Source organism: Streptomyces sp. NPDC059649, assembly GCF_042734445.1.
Taxonomy (GTDB): Bacteria; Actinomycetota; Actinomycetes; order Streptomycetales; family Streptomycetaceae; genus Streptomyces.
Window position 1 is genome coordinate 168,054 of the sequence record NZ_JBHWDV010000005.1, and the last position, 16,027, is coordinate 184,080.

The window sequence follows — 16,027 nt, forward strand, 5'->3', positions numbered from 1 at the left end:
CTTGAGGGCCGGGGTGGGCGGCCTCAGCAGTGCGGGACCGCGCCGCCCCGGGCCAGTGCGCGCAGTGCCCGCACCGCGCTCTTGAGCGTGGTGACGGGCACCAGCCGCAGCCCCGCCGGTGCGGGCTGCACCTGTGCGCACTCCTCCTTCGGCACGAGGAAGACGCCCGCCCCGTCCCGCCGCGCCGCCTGCGTCTTGAGTGCCGCGCCACCGACCGCACCCACCGTGCCGTCGGCGTCGATCGTCCCCGTACCGGCGATGGTGCGACCGCCGGTGAGGTCGCCGCCGCTGCCGTCGCCGGCCAGCTTGTCGACGATGCCGAGCGAGAACATCAGCCCGGCGCTGGGCCCGCCCACATCGTCGAGCCGCAAGGACACCTTCACCCGGTCCGGGTCCTTGTGCAGCAGCCCGAGCGCGGCGCCGACGGCGGCCCGCTGGGAGGACTTCATGTCCGCGAGGTTGTGCTCCGCGACCTGCGCATCGGACTTTCCGGAAGGAAAGACGGCATCCTTGGGCATCACCGCCCGGTCCGTACGGAACCAGGCATCGACCACCTGGCCCAGATGGATGTCGACATGCGGCCCGGTCGCCTGGATCGCCACCATCCGCAACTGGCCACGGGTCTTGCGCGCCGGAGCGCCGCTGATCGAGATGACCTCCGCGCCGCCGTCCTCCCCCAGCACGTTCGTGGTCTGCCCGGGCCGCGCAATGGAGTACGGCAGCGGCGCGAACCCCGCGACGGCGAGCAGCGCCACCAGCGGCACGACACCGAGCGCGACCCCCCGTACGCGGGCGCGGGACCGGGAACGACCGGGAGCCGACGTCGGCGTGGGCGTGGGTGTCTGCGAAGGCGTCGGGGCTCCGTCACGGGAGAGGCGCGTGGTCACCCGGCCCAATCTAGGTCACGGCAATTGCCCGCTTTCACCGACCCCGGGAGGCCATGCCCTTTCGACCCCGCCCGCCTGTCAACTAGGCGTAAATCAAAGGCAGTTGTGCCCGGTAGGGGTTAGTTGCCACCTCGGTCCGCACCGTCGCGGTACGTCGCGAGGGTGCGGTCGATCGCCGGGCCGAGGAAGGCCCGGGTGAGGTCGGCGCGGTGGAGGAGCCAGGGCGAGGGCTCGGGGCGCTCCGGGTCCGCGGGGACGACCGGGGGCCGGGGGCCGTACCGCCGGCTTCTGATGTCGGTGACGACGGCGTCCGGTGCGCCGAGTTCGCCGAGGACGGTCAGCGCCCCGGCCTTGATGATCAGGGTGCCGTCGCGCAGGGTCACCGTGGCGCGGGCGAGGGTCAGCAGTCCGAGGTCGACCCAGGCGTCCTGGAGCCAGCGCGCCGGGTGGTCCAGGGCGGGGCGCCAGTAACTCCGCAGGTCGTCACGGACGTAGGCGGCGAGCTCGGTATCGGTCACCGGCGGGAGCAGCGCGCCGGGGGCGTCACCGGAGAGGACGCGGCCGAACGTGTGGAGTTCGCGTCGGGTGACGGGGCTCACCGGGCGGTGCAGCAGTTCCCGGTGAGCCCAGGTGAGGTGGGTGCGCCCGGGGTCGGCGGTGGTGTCGTCGGCGACCAGATAGCTGCGGTGCAGATGCGGGGCGAGCGGGTCGGTGGCGTCCAGCGTGCGGTGCAGCGCGCCGATGTGCCGTTCCTCCTCCGCGGTGTACGGCCGGTCGAGGACCGCGATCAGGTCGAGGTCGCTGCGGCCCTCCTGGTAGTCACCGCCGGCGAGCGACCCGTGCGCCCACAGGGCCCGCAGCGGCAGGTGGGTGTGCAGGGTGGTGCGGAAACGCTGGAGGAGGGCGTCGGTGCGCGGGGCCTGGGTGGGTTCCATGGCGGCAGTGTGACCCGTACGGCGCAGCGCGGGGAGTGGCCGTCACGGACGGCCGGGCGGACGGGTCTCTCGGCTCCGTGCCACCCGGCCCACCCGGCCCTTCCACCCCTCACTGCCCGTTCAGCCCCACCCGCACCACTCCCACGATCTCCTCGTCGGAGAGCCCCAGTTGGCGGGCCTCGGCGATCAGGCGGGCGGCGGACTCCCCGAGGCGGGCGCGGGCCGGCGAGGTGGTGCCGGTGACGACCGCGCCGCGGCCGCGGCGGAGTTCGATCAGCCCCTCTTCCTTGAGGCGCTGGTAGCCGCGCAGGACCGTGTGCACGTTCACGCCGAGGGACGCGGCGAGTTCCCGGGCGGCCGGCAGCCGCTCCCCGGCGCTGACGGTGCCGTCGGCGATCGCCCCGCGGACCGACGCCGCGATCTGGTCGCCGAGCGGGACGGACGAGCCGGGATCAACGCGGAAGAGCACCTCAGCCTCCTTGCCGTGACCGCGCGCGGTCGGCGTACGTATTGAGCAGGGCGGCGGCGGTGGCCGCGTCGTCGACCGTCACGGCGAACGTCCGGCCGCCGGTGAGCGTCACCACGATCCCGTCACCCGAGCGCAGTATGAGCCCGCTGCCACCGGGGCGGAGGCGGTAGCCCCAGCCGCCGTACTCCCTGAGCGCGGCGATCGGCCGGCCGGCGGCCTCCGTGATGCGGTCGAGGGGCACCCGCCGGATGTGCAGGCGCGACGACAGCAGGGTGGGCGCGACGGTCAGACCGCGGCGGTCGACGGTCACCCGTACGGAGGCGAAGGGGAGGACCAGGGCCGCCCCGAGGATCAGGCTCAGGCTCGGCAGCCAGTCGACGAGGAGGCCGAGGACGAGCCCGGCGCAGAACAGCACGCCGCCGACGACGCACAGCAGGGGTGAGCTGATGGTGCGTGACCAGCCGGCGGCCGTGCCGGCCGGGAGGTCGAGCCGGGGCGCTCCACCGGACGCCGGGTGCGGCGATCGGGGCGGTGCGCCGGCCAGCAGCCGGCCCAGCACACCGGCGACCAGGGCGGCCGCCAGTATCAGGGGCACATGCCACAACGGCAGCCGCACGGCCGAGGCATCGGCGACACCGTCGTTGAGGAGCAGGGTGAGGCAGCTGGGATAGGCGATCCCCGCGGCCGTGGCGTATCCACCGGCGATCAGCCAGGAGGATGCGGAGCGGAAGGCACGCGCCTGGAGGAGAGCACCGAAGACGGCGCCGAACACCGCGAGCAGCCCCAGAGCCATCGTCAGAAGGTCCTGGCCGGTGCCGTAGCCGTCGGCCCGGCCTCCCTCGCCGAAGTGGGTCGCGAGCGGTTGGGGCAGCCGGCCGGCGACGACCGCGTACACGAGCACCACGGTCACGAGCGCGGCAACGAAGGGGAAGGCGGCGATCAGGGCCCGCAGGGGCCCGTTCGACGCCGCACCGGAACGCGACCGCGCCCCGGTCCCGATCCCGTCCCCCGACGCACCCTTCATGCGCTTCACACCCTTCACACCCTTCACGCCCTTCGCTGGATGCGTACCATTTGGGAGCTATTCAGTGCGCCATAGGGGGTAGCAGTCGATAAGAGCCGTTACGCCAACGCCTCACGACACCGCGTACGCACCGACGGTGACCCACCCTCAATCACCCCCTACTTATTCGCATTCTAATAGAACAACTCAACCACCATCAATTGCGTATCCATCTCATATCTGAGATACGGTCGCCCCATGGCAGACGACTACCTCGTACGCATCGGCAGGCTCATCCGTGACGCCCGGCAACACCGTGGCTGGACGCAGACGCAGCTCGCGGAGGCGCTCGGCACGAGCCAGAGTGCGGTGAATCGCATCGAACGCGGGAACCAGAACATCAGCCTTGAGATGATCGCCCGGATCGGCGAGGCATTGGACAGCGAGATCGTCTCGCTCGGCTACGCCGGACCGATGCATCTGCGGGTGGTCGGTGGCCGCCGGCTGTCCGGCAGCATCGATGTGAAGACGAGCAAGAACGCCTGCGTGGCGCTGCTCTGCGCCACCCTGCTGAACGCCGGGCGCACAACTCTGCGCCGGGTGGCCCGCATTGAGGAGGTCTACCGCATCCTCGAAGTGCTCGGCAGCATCGGCGTACGCACCCGCTGGATCAACGACGGCAACGACCTGGAGATCGTGCCGCCGGCGGAACTCGACCTGCATTCCATGGACCTGGAGGCGGCCCGCCGCACCCGCAGCGTCATCATGTTCCTCGGTCCGCTGCTGCACCGCATGGACCACTTCAAACTGCCGTACGCGGGCGGCTGCGACCTCGGCACCCGGACCGTCACCCCGCACATGACGGCGCTGCGGCACTTCGGCCTGGAGATCACCGCGACCGATGGCATGTACCTCGGCGAGGTCGACCGCAGCGTGGTCCCCAAGCGCGCGATCGTGCTGACCGAGCGCGGGGACACCGTCACCGAGAACGCCCTGCTGGCGGCGGCCCGGCACGACGGCGTCACGGTCATCCGCAACGCCTCCTCCAACTACATGGTCCAGGATCTCTGCTTCTTCCTGGAGGAGTTGGGCGTCCGGGTCGACGGCATCGGCACCACCACCCTCACCGTCCACGGCATCGCACACATCGAGCGCGATGTGGACTATGCCCCCTCCGAGGACCCGGTCGAGGCGATGAGCCTGCTGGCCGCGGCGGTCGTCACGGAGTCCGAACTCACCATCCGCCGGGTGCCGGTGGAGTTCCTGGAGATCGAGCTCGCGGTCCTGGAGGAGATGGGCCTGGACCACGAACGCAGCACGGAGTACGCCGCCGACAACGGCCGCACCCGGCTGATCGACCTGACCGTACGCCCGTCCAAACTCCAGGCCCCGCTGGACAAGATCCACCCGATGCCCTTCCCGGGCCTGAACATCGACAACGTCCCCTTCTTCGCGGCGATCGCGGCCAGCGCCCAGGGCCAGACCCTGATCCACGACTGGGTCTACGACAACCGCGCGATCTACCTCACGGACCTCAACCGCCTCGGCGCCCAGGTCAAACTCCTCGACCCGCACCGGGTCCTGGTCGACGGCCCGACCCGTTGGCGCTCCGCGGAAATGATGTGCCCCCCGGCCCTGCGCCCCGCCGTCGTCGTCCTCCTCGCCATGATGGCCGCCGAGGGCACCTCCGTCCTGCGCAACGTCTATGTCATCAACCGCGGTTACGAGGACCTCGCGGCCCGCCTCAACTCGATCGGCGCGCAGATCGAAATCTTCCGGGACATCTGAGCCCTCTTGGAGAAAGTGCCGCCGCACCCTGACCGACCTGTGTGCATACGGGTCCGGACGGGGTGCGGCGGCATCTGTGGGGTTTCCCTGCGGGGGTGAAACCCGCGCTCGGCAGCGAGGCCTGCGGGGGCCGGCTCAGCTCACGTGCAGGGTGAGGGCGGCGGTGTGCAGCCTTCCGGCGGTCCGGAACTGCAGGAACAGCCGCCAGTTACCGGACTTGGCCAGCTCGGCGTGGAACGACAGGCCGGGCCCTCCATGGTCGCCGTTGACCTTGTTCCGCGGGTGGAGGTGGGCGAAGGCCTGATCGCCTTCGTGGAAGGCGGTCAGATGGGCGTAACTGTCCAGGTACGGCTGGAGGTCGGTGACCGGCTTGCCGTCCTTGCTGACGGTCACGGTGAGGGGGTGGGCCATGCCCGCCATCAGTTCCCCCCGCACGGTGACGGTGTACCCGTCGACCTCGGTGGTCGTGGACACCTTGGGCAGCGGGGTGGTGGCCGCCGGGCCGGGGACGGTGACGGTCCGGCTGAGCACGAGGTCCTGACTCCTGCCCGTACCGCTGTGCGGCGTGAACTGGGCGAACAACCGCCAGGAACCGGGCTGGAGCGCGGCGAGACCGGCCGTCCAGGTGCCGTCGTCGGCCATGGTGGGGTGGAGGTGCTGGAAACCGGTCAGGTCGGACCGGATGGCGTAGAAGTGCAGGCGCTTGGTCTGCTCGACGGTGAAGCGGGTGACCGGCTTGCCGTCCGGGCCGGTGACGGCGAACCGATAGTCGGTCCCCTTGCCGGCCGGCAGCGTGGCGGCGTTCGAGGTCAGCCGGTAGCCGTCCTTCTCACCGGCCAGACCGTCCCCGTCGTTCATGTCCATGCCGGGCATCGAGGAGTGGTCGTGCCCCGTACCGGTGGGGGACGCCGAGGCGGACGGCTTGCCGGTTCGCGGCGTCGAGGAGTCGTGCGGGGAGTCGGCGCCACACGCGGCCAGGGCCAACGCGAGAGCGCTGCCGAGGGAGGCTGCGGCGAGGGTGCGGCGACGTGCGGACAAACGGGAAATGAGGGACATCGCGAGTCTTTCGAAGGGGGCGCAACCACAGCGGGGCGGTGCGCGGGTGAACAGGACGTCGTACGGGCCCGGGAGCGGTCCCGGGTCCGGCGGGCGCCTGTCACGTCCGTGCGACGCACACGCGGAGCAGCACTCCCCGCCCGCCTTCGGGCGGCCCTCTCCAGCGCGCCACCGCGGCCGCCAGCCGTCGGCCGAGGGGCTCCCACGCCGTGACGACCATGACGGCCGGCACGCCGACCGCCGGCAGCGGCGGCGAGGACTGCGCACGGGTCGACACGCACAGCGTGCCGTCCATGCCGACAGGGGTCAGATGAGGGGCGGCGGCGAAGTGCCCTGCCGACGGGGCTGTCGCGGGCGAGCCCATCGCAGCGGGCGCGGCCTGGGTCATCGGCATGGCGCCGGCCATCGCCCCATGGCATCCGTCGGCAGCGGCAGCCGGTGAACCGTGCATGAGGAAGAGCCCGAGGACGACGGCGCACACGGCGAGCAGCCTGGCCGCCAGCGGCCTGCTCGACGTTCCGGTGCGGTCCACGGTGGGCGTCCTTCCCCGACTCGCCGCTCGCCTCACGGCAAGGGCTCTCTGCTCGTCTCACGGCAATGCTTGCCTGCCCGACCATACCCCCTCGGGGTAATGCCTGTGCCAGGGGGAGGGGTGCTCCCGACACCGAGGAGGAGCGCTCACGCCACCGACCACCACGTCCCCTACCGACCCGCAGGCTTCCGGTTGACAGCAGGATTCCAGGGGTTTCCGCTGGTAAGGAGGGTGCGCGACGGCCGCGCCGGGGCGTTGGATCGAGGAGGCCGTCATGCGAACGGATCCGTCGCATGCGCGTTCCGCGCACGGGGAGGGCCGTGCGGTTGTCGGCCTGTGGCGCTATCCAGTGAAGTCGATGCTGGGCGAGGAGTTGAACGCCTCCGCGGTCACGAAGTACGGACTCGTCGGGGATCGGCGGTTCGCCGTTGTCGACGCAGCGACAGGAAAGGTCGCGGGCGCAAAGAATCCGCACAAGTGGGGTAACTTCTTCGACTTTCGCGCTGCCTATGTCGAGCCACCTCAGGCGGGAGCGAAGCTGCCTGCCGTCCGTCTGACCCTGCCCGACGGCACCGCCGTGATGAGCGATCAGCCCGGCCTGGCACAGATTCTTTCCCGGGCACTCGGCCGCGAGGTCACGCTGGCGGGCACGCAGGACGAGGGGGAGGCACGGTCGGGCACGACGGCCGAGGAGTACTGGCCGGACATGGAAGGGCTCGACCACAGAGACACCGTGACCGAGTGGGAACTGCCGGCCGGGACCTTTTTCGACCTCGCCGTCGTGCATCTGGTGACGACGGCGACGATCGACCGGCTGCGCGAGCTGTATCCCGAAGGGCGCTTCGAAGTGCGGCGATTTCGGCCGAACATCGTCGTGGCGACCGGCCCGGACGAGCGGGGTTTCGTGGAGAACGGCTGGATCGGTCACACGGTGGCGATCGGCGACGAGGTCCGGTTGCGGATCACCGGCCCCTGCCCTCGCTGCGTCATGATCACGCTGCCGCAGGGGGACCTGCCGCGAGACGCCGGCATCCTGCGTACGGCAGCGCGGCACAACCAGGTGAACGTGGGGGTCTACGCCGACGTGATCGCGGGCGGCACCATCCGGCGCGGCGATCCCGTAAGGCTCGCATGACCGGACGCGCGTCCCCACACGTCCAGAGGAAGCGAACGTGGAAATGCAGCCGAATTCGCTGTACGAGCGGCTCGGGGGTCTCTACAACATCGCCACCGTCGTCGACGATTTCATCGATCGGATCATGGTTGATGACCGGCTGAATGCGAATCCGCACGTCGACGAGGCACACCACCGCGTGCTGCCGTCGGTCGGCCCGACCCTGGGAACGCGTCGGATTCCCGGTGTCACAGCGAGCCGTGCGGGGTGAGGATGACGAATTCGGCGCCGGCGGAGTCCGTGCAGACGGCGAGGCGGCCGACGCCCTCGGCGGTTTCGGGGCCCATGGAGAGGGTGCCGCCGTTGCCGGTCACCAGGCCGACGGTGGCGTCGCAGTCCTTGGAGATGAAGACGGGGTGCCAGTAGGGCTTGCCCGTGGGGGCGAGGAGGTCGGCGGGGACGCCCATGAGGCCGCCGTGCGTGCGGTCGTTGCCGCAGTTCGCGGGGGTGAGGAGGGTGTAGGTGCCGCCTCCGGCGGGGAGCGGCATGTCCTGGGTGTGCCAGCCGAAGACGGTCCGGTAGAAGGTCTGGGCGGCGGCCGGGTCGGTGGTGTAAAGCTCCGTCCAGCCCAGGCTGCCCGGGGCGTCCGCGGTTTCGAAGCCCGGGTACCGCGCGGGCTGCCAGACCGCGAAGTCCGCGCCCTGCGGGTCCGTGAGCTGGGCGAACCGGCCGTCCTCGGCGCCGACCTCGGCCGGCTGGGTACGGACCGCGCCGCCCGCCTGCTCCACCGCCTTGACCGTGGCGTCCGCGTCGGGGGTGTGGAAGTAGATCGTCCAGGCCGACGTGGCGCCGTCCTCGGTGAGCGGGCCGACCGCGCCCACCGCCTTCCCGTCGAGCCGGAAGAGCGTGTATCCGCCCGCCTCCTGGTCACCGAAGGGCTCCGACCGCCAGCCGAACACCGCTCGGTAGAAGGCCGTCGCGACCTCGACGTCGGGCGCCCCCAGATCGAGCCAGCACGGGGAGCCAGGGACGAAGTCAGTAGTGATCATGGCGATTCCCTTCGCGGATCGTCTCTGATCTCAGCCTGACATTCGGCACTGACAATCGCCCGTCGGAACGGACGGTGACGGCCGGGCGGCGGGCGGTTCCGGCACGCCCGCCCACGCCCTCAGGCCCGGTAGAGCTCCTTCGCGATGATCGAGCGCTGCACCTCCGTGGCGCCCTCGTAGATGCGGGGTGCCCGGACCTCGCGGTAGAGGTGCTCCAGGAGGTGGCCGCGGCGCAGGGCGCGGGCGCCGTGGATCTGGACCGCGGCGTCGACCACGTACTGCGCGGTCTCGGTGGCCAGCAGTTTGGCCATCGCCGAGCGCCGGGCGATGTCGCGGGCCCCGGTGTCGTACGCGGTGGCCGCCGCGTACACCAGGAGCCGGGCCGCCTCGGTGCGGGTGGCCATTTCGGCGAGCTGGTGGCCGACGGACTGCAGGTCCTTGAGCGGGCCGCCGAACGCGGTGCGCGCGCCCGCGTGTGCCACCGCGGCATCCAGCGCGGCCTGCGCCATACCGACCGCGAAGGCGCCCACGCTCGGCCGGAAGAGGTTCAGCGTGCCCATCGCGACGGCGAATCCGCCGTCCACCTCACCCAGGACGTCCTCGCCGGTCACGGGTGTGCCGTCGAAGACCAGCGTGCCGATGGGGTGCGGGCTGAGCAGGTCCAGGTGCGTGCCGGAGACGCCGGGCCGGTCGGCGGGCACCAGGAAGGCGGTGACACCACGGGGCCCCGGCCCGCCGGTGCGGGCGAAGACGGTGGCGAAGTCCGCCTCGGGGGCGTTGGAGATCCAGCACTTCTCGCCGGTCAGCCGCCAGCGGCCCGGCCCGTCCGGCTCGGCGGCCAGCGACAGCGCGGCGGCGTCCGAGCCCGCGTCCGGCTCGCTCAGCGCGAAGGCGGCGACCGCGCGGCCCGCGGCGACCTCGGGCACCCAGCGGGCCCGCTGCGCCTCGGTCCCCGACTGGACGACCGGATACGTCCCCAGCCCCTGGAGCGCGAGGGCGGTCTCCGCCTCCGTGCACTCCTGGGCGAGGGATTCCCGCAGCAGGCACAGGTCCAGGGCGCGCAACGGCCCGTCGTCCGGGAACAGGCGGCGCAGCAGGCCGAGTTCGCCGAGTGCCGCGACCAGGGGGCGGTTGACCCGGCCCTCGGTGCCCTTCTCGGCCAGCGGGCTCAGCCGTTCGGCCGTCATGGCGCGCAACGCGGCGCACCATTCCTGCTCGTCCGGTCCCAGCGCGAATACAGTCACGAGGCGGCTCCCTGGTAGCGGTCCTCTATCGCGGTCTGTTGACTGCCGTCACGAACACGTTACGCTGACGACGGATCCGAACGGCAGCCCCCGGGGCGAGGGACCGCCCTTGAGCGACGGACAGTCCCTGAACAACAGACAGTTCTGGAGCAGTCTCGACGGCTCGTCGGCCGGTCCCGGCCGGAGGGACGAGCAGCCGACCGAGCCGGCCACCCGGCCGTCCTAGGGGGCGCACCGCCATGGAGCCACGGTCCTCGGCCCACACCGACACCTTCGCGCGCGACCGGCTGCCGCCCCGCGAGCAGTGGCCGCACCTGACCGACCTGGGCTATCCCGACCGGCTGAACTGCGGCGCCGAGCTGCTGGACGGCACCCTCGCCCGATACGGCGCCGACCGGCCCGCACTGCGCGACGCGGCCGGCCGGGTCTGGACGTACGAAGAACTGCGCGCCCGGGTGGACGCGATCGCGCATGCGCTCACCGGCCCGCTGGGCGTCCGCCCCGGCAACCGCGTCCTGCTGCGCGGCCCCACCACCCCCTGGCTGGCCGCCTGCTGGCTCGCCGTGATGAAGGCCGGGGCGGTCGCGGTGACGGTCCTGGCCTCCCAGCGCCCCGACGAACTCGCCACGATCTGCGGGCTGGCGGAGGTACGGCACGCCCTGTGCGCGGCCGAGGCGGTCGACGACCTGGTCAAGGCCGCGGTCCCCGGGCTGCGGATCACCACGTACGGCGGCGACGGACCGGGCGATCTGCGGCACCTGGCCCGGCCCGGCGGCGCCCCGTACCCGGCGGTGCCGACCGCGGCCGACGACGTCGCGCTGATCGCCTTCACCTCCGGCACCACCGGCCGCCCCAAGGGCTGTCTGCACTTCCACCGGGACGTGCTCGCCATCGCGGACACCTTCTCCGCGCAGGTGCTGCGGCCGACCCCGGACGACGTGTTCGCCGGCAGCCCGCCGCTGGGCTTCACCTTCGGCCTCGGCGGGCTGGTGATCTTCCCGCTGCGGGCCGGCGCCTCGGCCCTGCTCGCCGACTGGGGCGGCCCCGAGCAGCTGCTCGGCGACATCGCGCGGCACCGGATCTCGGTGCTGTTCACCGCGCCCACCGCCTACCGCGCGATGCTCCCCCGGCTGGCCGGGCACGACGTCTCCTCGCTGCGCCGCTGCGTATCCGCCGGGGAGAACCTCCCCGCCGCCACCTGGCAGTCCTGGTACGAGGCGACCGGTCTGCGGATCATCAACGGCATCGGCGCCACCGAACTGCTGCACATCTTCATCTCCGCCGCCGACGACGCGATCCGGCCCGGCACGACGGGCCTGCCGGTGCCGGGCTTCGAGGCGCGGGTGGTGGACGCGGACGGCGCCCCGGTGCCGGACGGCGAGCCCGGACTGCTGGCGGTCCGCGGTCCGACGGGCTGCCGCTACCTCGCGGACCCGCGGCAGACCGAGTACGTCCGGGACGGCTGGAACGTCACCGGCGACACCTATGTCCGCGAGCCGGACGGCTACTTCCGCTACGTGGCCCGCGCGGACGACATGATCATCTCGGCCGGGTACAACATCGCCGGCCCCGAGGTGGAGGACGCGCTGCTGCACCACCCCGACGTGACCGAGGCGGCGGTGGTCGGACGGCCGGACGAGGAGCGCGGGCAGGTGGTGGTCGCCCACCTCGTGCTGCGGGACGGCGTGCCCCGGGGCCCGGACACCGTCGCCGCGCTGCGCGCCTTCACCAAGTCCCGCATCGCCCCGTACAAATGCCCCCGCGAGATCGTCTTCCACAGCGCGCTGCCGCGCACCCCGACCGGCAAGCTCCAGCGCTTCCGGCTGCGTGCGCCGCTCGGGACGGCCGACCCGTCCCGCGGGCCGGACCCGGTCGCCGATCTACAGTGATCAGGTGACCGACCAGCAGACACAGCGCACCCCCCGGTCCCTGATCGTCACCTTCTACGGTGCGTACGGGCGCGACGAGCCCGGCCCGGCGGACCAGGCGGCCGGGCCGGTGCCGGTCGCCGCGCTGATCCGGCTGCTCGGCGTGCTCGGCGTCGATCCGCCGTCGGTGCGTTCGGCGGTCTCCCGCCTCAAGCGGCGCGGTCTGCTGGTCCCCGGGCGCACCGTCACCGGGGCGGCCGGTTACGGGCTGTCGGACGCCGGCCGGCAGCTGCTGGACGACGGCGACCGGCGGATCTTCGGCCGGCCGGCCGCGCGGCTGTCCGACGGCTGGGTGCTGGCCGTCTTCTCCGTCCCCGAGGAGGAGCGGCACAAACGGCATCTGCTGCGGTCGCGGCTGGCCCGGCTGGGCTTCGGTACCGCCGCCCCGGGTGTGTGGATCGCCCCCGCCCACCTCTACGAGGAGACCCGGCACACCCTGGAGCGGCTCGAACTCGCCCCGTACGTCGACCTGTTCACCGGAACGCATGCGGGTTTCGCACCGACGGCCCGATCGGTGGCGCGGTGGTGGGACCTGGACGCCATCGCCGCGCAGCACCGCGCCTTCCTGGCGGAGCAGGAGCCGGTGCTGCGCCGGTGGTCACGGCGGCGCACGGTGCCGGGCGAGGCGGCCTACCACGACTATCTGCTGGCCCTGGACGCCTGGCGCCGACTGCCGTACGCGGATCCCGGACTGCCCTCTCCCCTCCTGCCGGAGGACTGGCCGGGCGGCCGCGCTGCGGAGGTCTTCGGCCGGCTGCACGACACCTTGCGGGCGGCGGGCGCCCGTTACGTGCGTGAGGTGACGGCCGGGCCGTGAGGGGCGGCGGAGGACGGTGAAGGACCGTCAGGGCGCCGGACCGCGCATCGCACCGGGTGCCGGACCGTGCCTCAGCGGCGGCGCTGCACGGCCCGCACGGCGCCCGCGCCGCCGGCGGCTCCCGCGGCCATGGCCGGGCGCGGCCGGGAGGCGGCGATCACCGACACCACGTCCTTGAACGAACTGCACATCCGGGTGCCGGCGACCGCGGCCAACTCACCGAACGTGCCCACCCCGTAGGTCACCGCGACCGGCTCCATCCGCGCGGTGACCGCCATCCGCATGTCCCCCACCGTGTCCCCCACGTACGCGGTCTGCCAGGCCGCGACCCCCAGCCGGCCGGCCGCCCGCAGCACCAGCTCCGGGTGCGGTTTGCCGCGCCGGACCATGTCCTGGCCGATGACCGGGCCGACCAGGTCGCGGATGCCCATGACGTCGAGCAGCGCCTCGGCGCTACGGGTGGGCTTGGACGTGGCGACCGCCAGCTCGACGCCGTGGGCGCGCAGCGCGGACAGTCCCGCGCTGACACCGGGGAAGAGCAGCTGCGGTCCCTGGCAGAGCACTTCGTAGGAGAACAGTTCGCGGTAGCGGTTGATGGCGGCCTGCACCCGGGCGTCGTCCTCGGGGCGGCCCAGCAGCCGGCCGAAGGCGGCGCCGGGCGGCTTGCCGATGGCCTGCGCCGCCTGCCGCGCGGTCACCGAGCAGCCCTGCTCCGAAGCCACCTTGACCAACAGTTTGCTGATGGCGGGCAGAGTGTTGGCGAGGGTGCCGTCCAGGTCGAAGACGGCGGCCCGGAGCGTGTCGACTCCGGTACCCCGTGCGCCTCTCACGGGACGTTCGCGGGCTTCCGTTGCTACGCGCATGGCTGGAGACCTTTCGGGTTCCGGTGGGGGTGCGGGTTCGGGTGACGTTGCTGGCTCTGCTGATGGGGCGGCCCGCGGTCGACGACTCGTAACGGCAGAGGCGGTCTCGCCATGGCGCACCGCTGTCCTAGGGCGGCACGCGACCGACGGGGCGGCTGCAACGGAAGGGAACGTCCCGTTTACCGCCTTCGGAGATTTAAAAACCGCCTGCGCTGTTTGTCAATGTGCCTTTGTCACTCCCTGACGGGTCGACAACGTTCTTCCGTGCCTTCAGACTGGGGACACACGCTTCACAGGGGCCGCCGACGCCCCGAGCGGGCGACGGACCGTCGACTTCCCGTCAGGAGACGCGAGTTCCGGCCAAACCCCTGAAGCATATCGAACCGCATGGTTGGTTTTCTATGTAGACTGCAATCAGCTCGCAGCCGTACTAGAGACGGGACGGACACCGTGCCCACCCAGCATCGCGCCATCCAGAGCCGCCAGGCACTCATCCGCTCGGCCGCAGAGACCTTCCTGGAGAAGGGGGTCCCCGCCGCGGGCATGGTCGAGATCAGCCGGCGGGCCCGCCTGAGCAAGGGCGCCCTCTACTTCCACTTCACATCCAAGGACGACCTCACCCTCGCGGTGCGGGACTCCGCACTGGCCACCCTCCAGGAGATCGAGGACGCCTTCACCCGCTCCCCGGAGCCGCTCCCCCAGGCCGTACGGGACTTCGCCGTCGAGCTGTTCGGCCGGGTCCGGTCCGACGCGGTGCTCCGCGCCGGACTGCGGCTGCGTCCCGAGACCGCGCCGGGCCTCGGCATCTACGCCCTGGAACAGCGCTGGTACGCGCTCTTCCTGGACAAGGCGGTCACCTGCGGCACCGGCAGCCCCTGCGGCCCGCCCGCGGCGCACGCACCGGACGCCGAACCGCGGCGCACCGCCCAGCTGTTGACCTCGATCGTGGTGGGGCTGTTGCACCTCGGCGGCGAGGACGGCACCTGGTGGGACGAGGAGGCCGTGGCCGGACTGTGGGCGCTGCTGCCGGAGGCTCCGGAGCGGGTGCCGGCCGCCGGCCTTCCCGCACCGGCCCAGCTGCCGGCGGCCGGCTGATCCCCGGCCGCCACACCGCACCCGGGCCGCACCCGCGGCCCGTCTTCACGCCCGAGCGGAACGCGAACGCGGCCGCACCACCCGTGCGACCGCGTCACCATGCGTCCGTGTCACCACTCGACGAACACCGCGCCGATGCCAGCACATCGATGCCGTCCGGCGCCGGAGGTCACCTCCGCACCTCCTCGTCGGCGGCGAACTCGCTTCACTCCTAAGGAGGTTGGACGAGTTCGCCGGCCCGCGCCGCCAGCACCGGGGCCGCCGGCCGCCGTACCGCGGCCGCGGACCCGGACCCGTACCTCCCCCAGGTGAAGCAGCCCGCATCCGGCGCGCCCTGGGCACGGGCGGCGCGCGCATTCCATACCGCATGGTTGGCTTCTTCATGATGCCGCAAATAGACTGCGCGGCCACCAGCAGCGGTCGAAAGCTCAACAACTCCAAGAGACCATGCGGAGGATGATCTGTGGTCAAGCAGGAACGCGCACTGCGCACCCGGCGCACCGTCCTCGAAGCAGCGGCTCATGTCATAGGGACACGTGGGTACCAGGCGGCCACCATGTCCGAGATCATCCAGCGGGCCGGGGTCACCAAAGGGGCGGTGTACTTCCACTTCACGTCCAAGGACGCGCTGGCCCGTGCCGTCATCACGGAGCAGGCCGAACCGTTCCTGCCGCAGGTCAGCGCGTCCCGCCTCCAGGACGCCATCGACTTCACCCACCAAGTGGCCCTGGCCCTGCGCAGCGATCCGCTGCTGCAGGCCGGCACCCGGATCGCGGTGGAGACGACCTTCAGCGAGGAACCGCTGATGCCGTATCAGGTGTGGACCGACCTCATCACGACGATGTTCCGAGAGGCCCGGGACAACGGGGAATTACTGCCCGGCGTGGTCCCCGAACGGGCGGCCGAGTTCTTCGTCGCCGCCTATATGGGCGTGCAGTTGTTCTCGCGGGCGGCGACCAACCGTGCCGACCTCCCCGAGCGGGTCACCGGGCTGTGGAAGCACACCCTGCCGGGACTGGCCGCGCCCGGCGCGCTGAGCCATCTCGACCCGCACGGGCGCCGCACGCAGGTCCCCCTCTGATCCACGCCGCACTCCTCCCGCGGCGCGCCCCGACGAGACCTGCCGGGGTCGCCCCAGGGAGAAGCGCCGGCGGCCCCTGGCAAACAAACCACATGGTCCGTATCTTGGTTCTTCCGGGTCGTCGCCGCACGTCCGCCCGCGAGGGCGCGGAGAGCCGCACAGCAGA

16 protein-coding genes are annotated in these 16,027 nt (G+C 72.0%); 7 read left to right on the top strand and 9 right to left on the bottom strand.

What is annotated here, in order from left to right; translation table 11 throughout:
* Positions 1-23: 23 nt before the first annotated feature.
* From ACFV1J_RS10400 to ACFV1J_RS10415, 4 genes are all read right to left on the bottom strand, one after another.
* On the bottom strand, positions 24-755 hold the full coding sequence (locus ACFV1J_RS10400; RefSeq protein ID WP_385856959.1) for a S16 family serine protease: 732 nt from the start codon (positions 753-755) through the stop codon (positions 24-26).
* A 251-nt stretch (positions 756-1,006) separates the two neighbouring features.
* Positions 1,007-1,822 carry a nucleotidyltransferase domain-containing protein gene (locus ACFV1J_RS10405; protein WP_385856884.1) on the bottom strand — a complete coding sequence of 272 codons (816 nt, stop codon included), beginning with the start codon at positions 1,820-1,822 and terminating at the stop codon, positions 1,007-1,009.
* A gap of 109 nt (positions 1,823-1,931) precedes the next feature.
* The gene (locus ACFV1J_RS10410; RefSeq protein WP_385856885.1) at positions 1,932-2,291 is read right to left on the bottom strand and encodes a GntR family transcriptional regulator; all 360 of its coding nucleotides are present in this window, start codon (positions 2,289-2,291) and stop codon (positions 1,932-1,934) included.
* 1 nt (position 2,292) lies between these two features.
* The gene (locus tag ACFV1J_RS10415) at positions 2,293-3,315 is read right to left on the bottom strand and encodes a DUF1648 domain-containing protein (RefSeq protein ID WP_385856960.1); all 1,023 of its coding nucleotides are present in this window, start codon (positions 3,313-3,315) and stop codon (positions 2,293-2,295) included.
* 237 nt (positions 3,316-3,552) lie between these two features.
* Between ACFV1J_RS10415 and ACFV1J_RS10420 the strand changes: the two genes are divergently transcribed.
* A complete protein-coding gene (locus ACFV1J_RS10420; protein ID WP_385856886.1) occupies positions 3,553-5,082 on the top strand; it encodes a helix-turn-helix domain-containing protein in 1,530 nt (509 codons plus the stop codon).
* A 135-nt stretch (positions 5,083-5,217) separates the two neighbouring features.
* On the opposite strand, the gene ACFV1J_RS10425 is transcribed toward ACFV1J_RS10420, so the two are convergent.
* Both ACFV1J_RS10425 and ACFV1J_RS10430 read right to left on the bottom strand, forming a co-directional pair.
* On the bottom strand, positions 5,218-6,120 hold the full coding sequence (locus ACFV1J_RS10425; protein ID WP_385856887.1) for a hypothetical protein: 903 nt from the start codon (positions 6,118-6,120) through the stop codon (positions 5,218-5,220).
* Positions 6,121-6,238: 118 nt separating this feature from the next.
* Positions 6,239-6,670, bottom strand: coding sequence for a hypothetical protein (locus ACFV1J_RS10430; protein ID WP_385856888.1), 432 nt, complete (start codon positions 6,668-6,670; stop codon positions 6,239-6,241).
* Positions 6,671-6,944: 274 nt separating this feature from the next.
* Here ACFV1J_RS10430 and ACFV1J_RS10435 point away from each other — a divergent pair, with 274 nt between their 5' ends.
* Both ACFV1J_RS10435 and ACFV1J_RS10440 read left to right on the top strand, forming a co-directional pair.
* The gene (locus ACFV1J_RS10435; RefSeq protein WP_385856889.1) at positions 6,945-7,805 is read left to right on the top strand and encodes an MOSC domain-containing protein; all 861 of its coding nucleotides are present in this window, start codon (positions 6,945-6,947) and stop codon (positions 7,803-7,805) included.
* Between the two features lie 37 nt (positions 7,806-7,842).
* Positions 7,843-8,055 carry a hypothetical protein gene (locus ACFV1J_RS10440; protein WP_385856890.1) on the top strand — a complete coding sequence of 71 codons (213 nt, stop codon included), beginning with the start codon at positions 7,843-7,845 and terminating at the stop codon, positions 8,053-8,055.
* Here ACFV1J_RS10440 and ACFV1J_RS10445 read toward each other — a convergent pair.
* Both ACFV1J_RS10445 and ACFV1J_RS10450 read right to left on the bottom strand, forming a co-directional pair.
* Complete coding sequence (locus ACFV1J_RS10445) at positions 8,033-8,833, bottom strand: VOC family protein (protein WP_385856891.1); 801 nt, start codon at positions 8,831-8,833, stop codon at positions 8,033-8,035. The two genes, ACFV1J_RS10440 and ACFV1J_RS10445, sit on opposite strands and share 23 nt — an antisense overlap.
* Positions 8,834-8,952: 119 nt before the next feature.
* A complete protein-coding gene (locus tag ACFV1J_RS10450) occupies positions 8,953-10,077 on the bottom strand; it encodes an acyl-CoA dehydrogenase family protein (RefSeq protein WP_385856892.1) in 1,125 nt (374 codons plus the stop codon).
* 239 nt (positions 10,078-10,316) lie between these two features.
* On the opposite strand from ACFV1J_RS10450, the gene ACFV1J_RS10455 reads away from it, so the two are divergent.
* Positions 10,317-11,966 carry an AMP-binding protein gene (locus tag ACFV1J_RS10455; protein ID WP_385856893.1) on the top strand — a complete coding sequence of 550 codons (1,650 nt, stop codon included), beginning with the start codon at positions 10,317-10,319 and terminating at the stop codon, positions 11,964-11,966.
* A 4-nt stretch (positions 11,967-11,970) separates the two neighbouring features.
* Positions 11,971-12,822 carry a PaaX family transcriptional regulator C-terminal domain-containing protein gene (locus ACFV1J_RS10460; RefSeq protein ID WP_385856894.1) on the top strand — a complete coding sequence of 284 codons (852 nt, stop codon included), beginning with the start codon at positions 11,971-11,973 and terminating at the stop codon, positions 12,820-12,822.
* Positions 12,823-12,893: 71 nt separating this feature from the next.
* Here the strand turns inward: ACFV1J_RS10460 and ACFV1J_RS10465 are convergent, their stop codons facing one another.
* Positions 12,894-13,652: an HAD family hydrolase gene (locus ACFV1J_RS10465; RefSeq protein WP_385856895.1), complete on the bottom strand. Its 759-nt coding sequence runs from the start codon at positions 13,650-13,652 to the stop codon at positions 12,894-12,896.
* Between the two features lie 483 nt (positions 13,653-14,135).
* Here ACFV1J_RS10465 and ACFV1J_RS10470 point away from each other — a divergent pair, with 483 nt between their 5' ends.
* Positions 14,136-14,780, top strand: coding sequence for a TetR family transcriptional regulator (locus tag ACFV1J_RS10470; RefSeq protein WP_385856896.1), 645 nt, complete (start codon positions 14,136-14,138; stop codon positions 14,778-14,780).
* A gap of 463 nt (positions 14,781-15,243) precedes the next feature.
* Positions 15,244-15,861, top strand: a complete 618-nt coding sequence (locus tag ACFV1J_RS10475) for a ScbR family autoregulator-binding transcription factor (protein ID WP_385856897.1) — start codon at positions 15,244-15,246, stop codon at positions 15,859-15,861.
* The last annotated feature ends 166 nt before the right edge of the window (positions 15,862-16,027 follow it).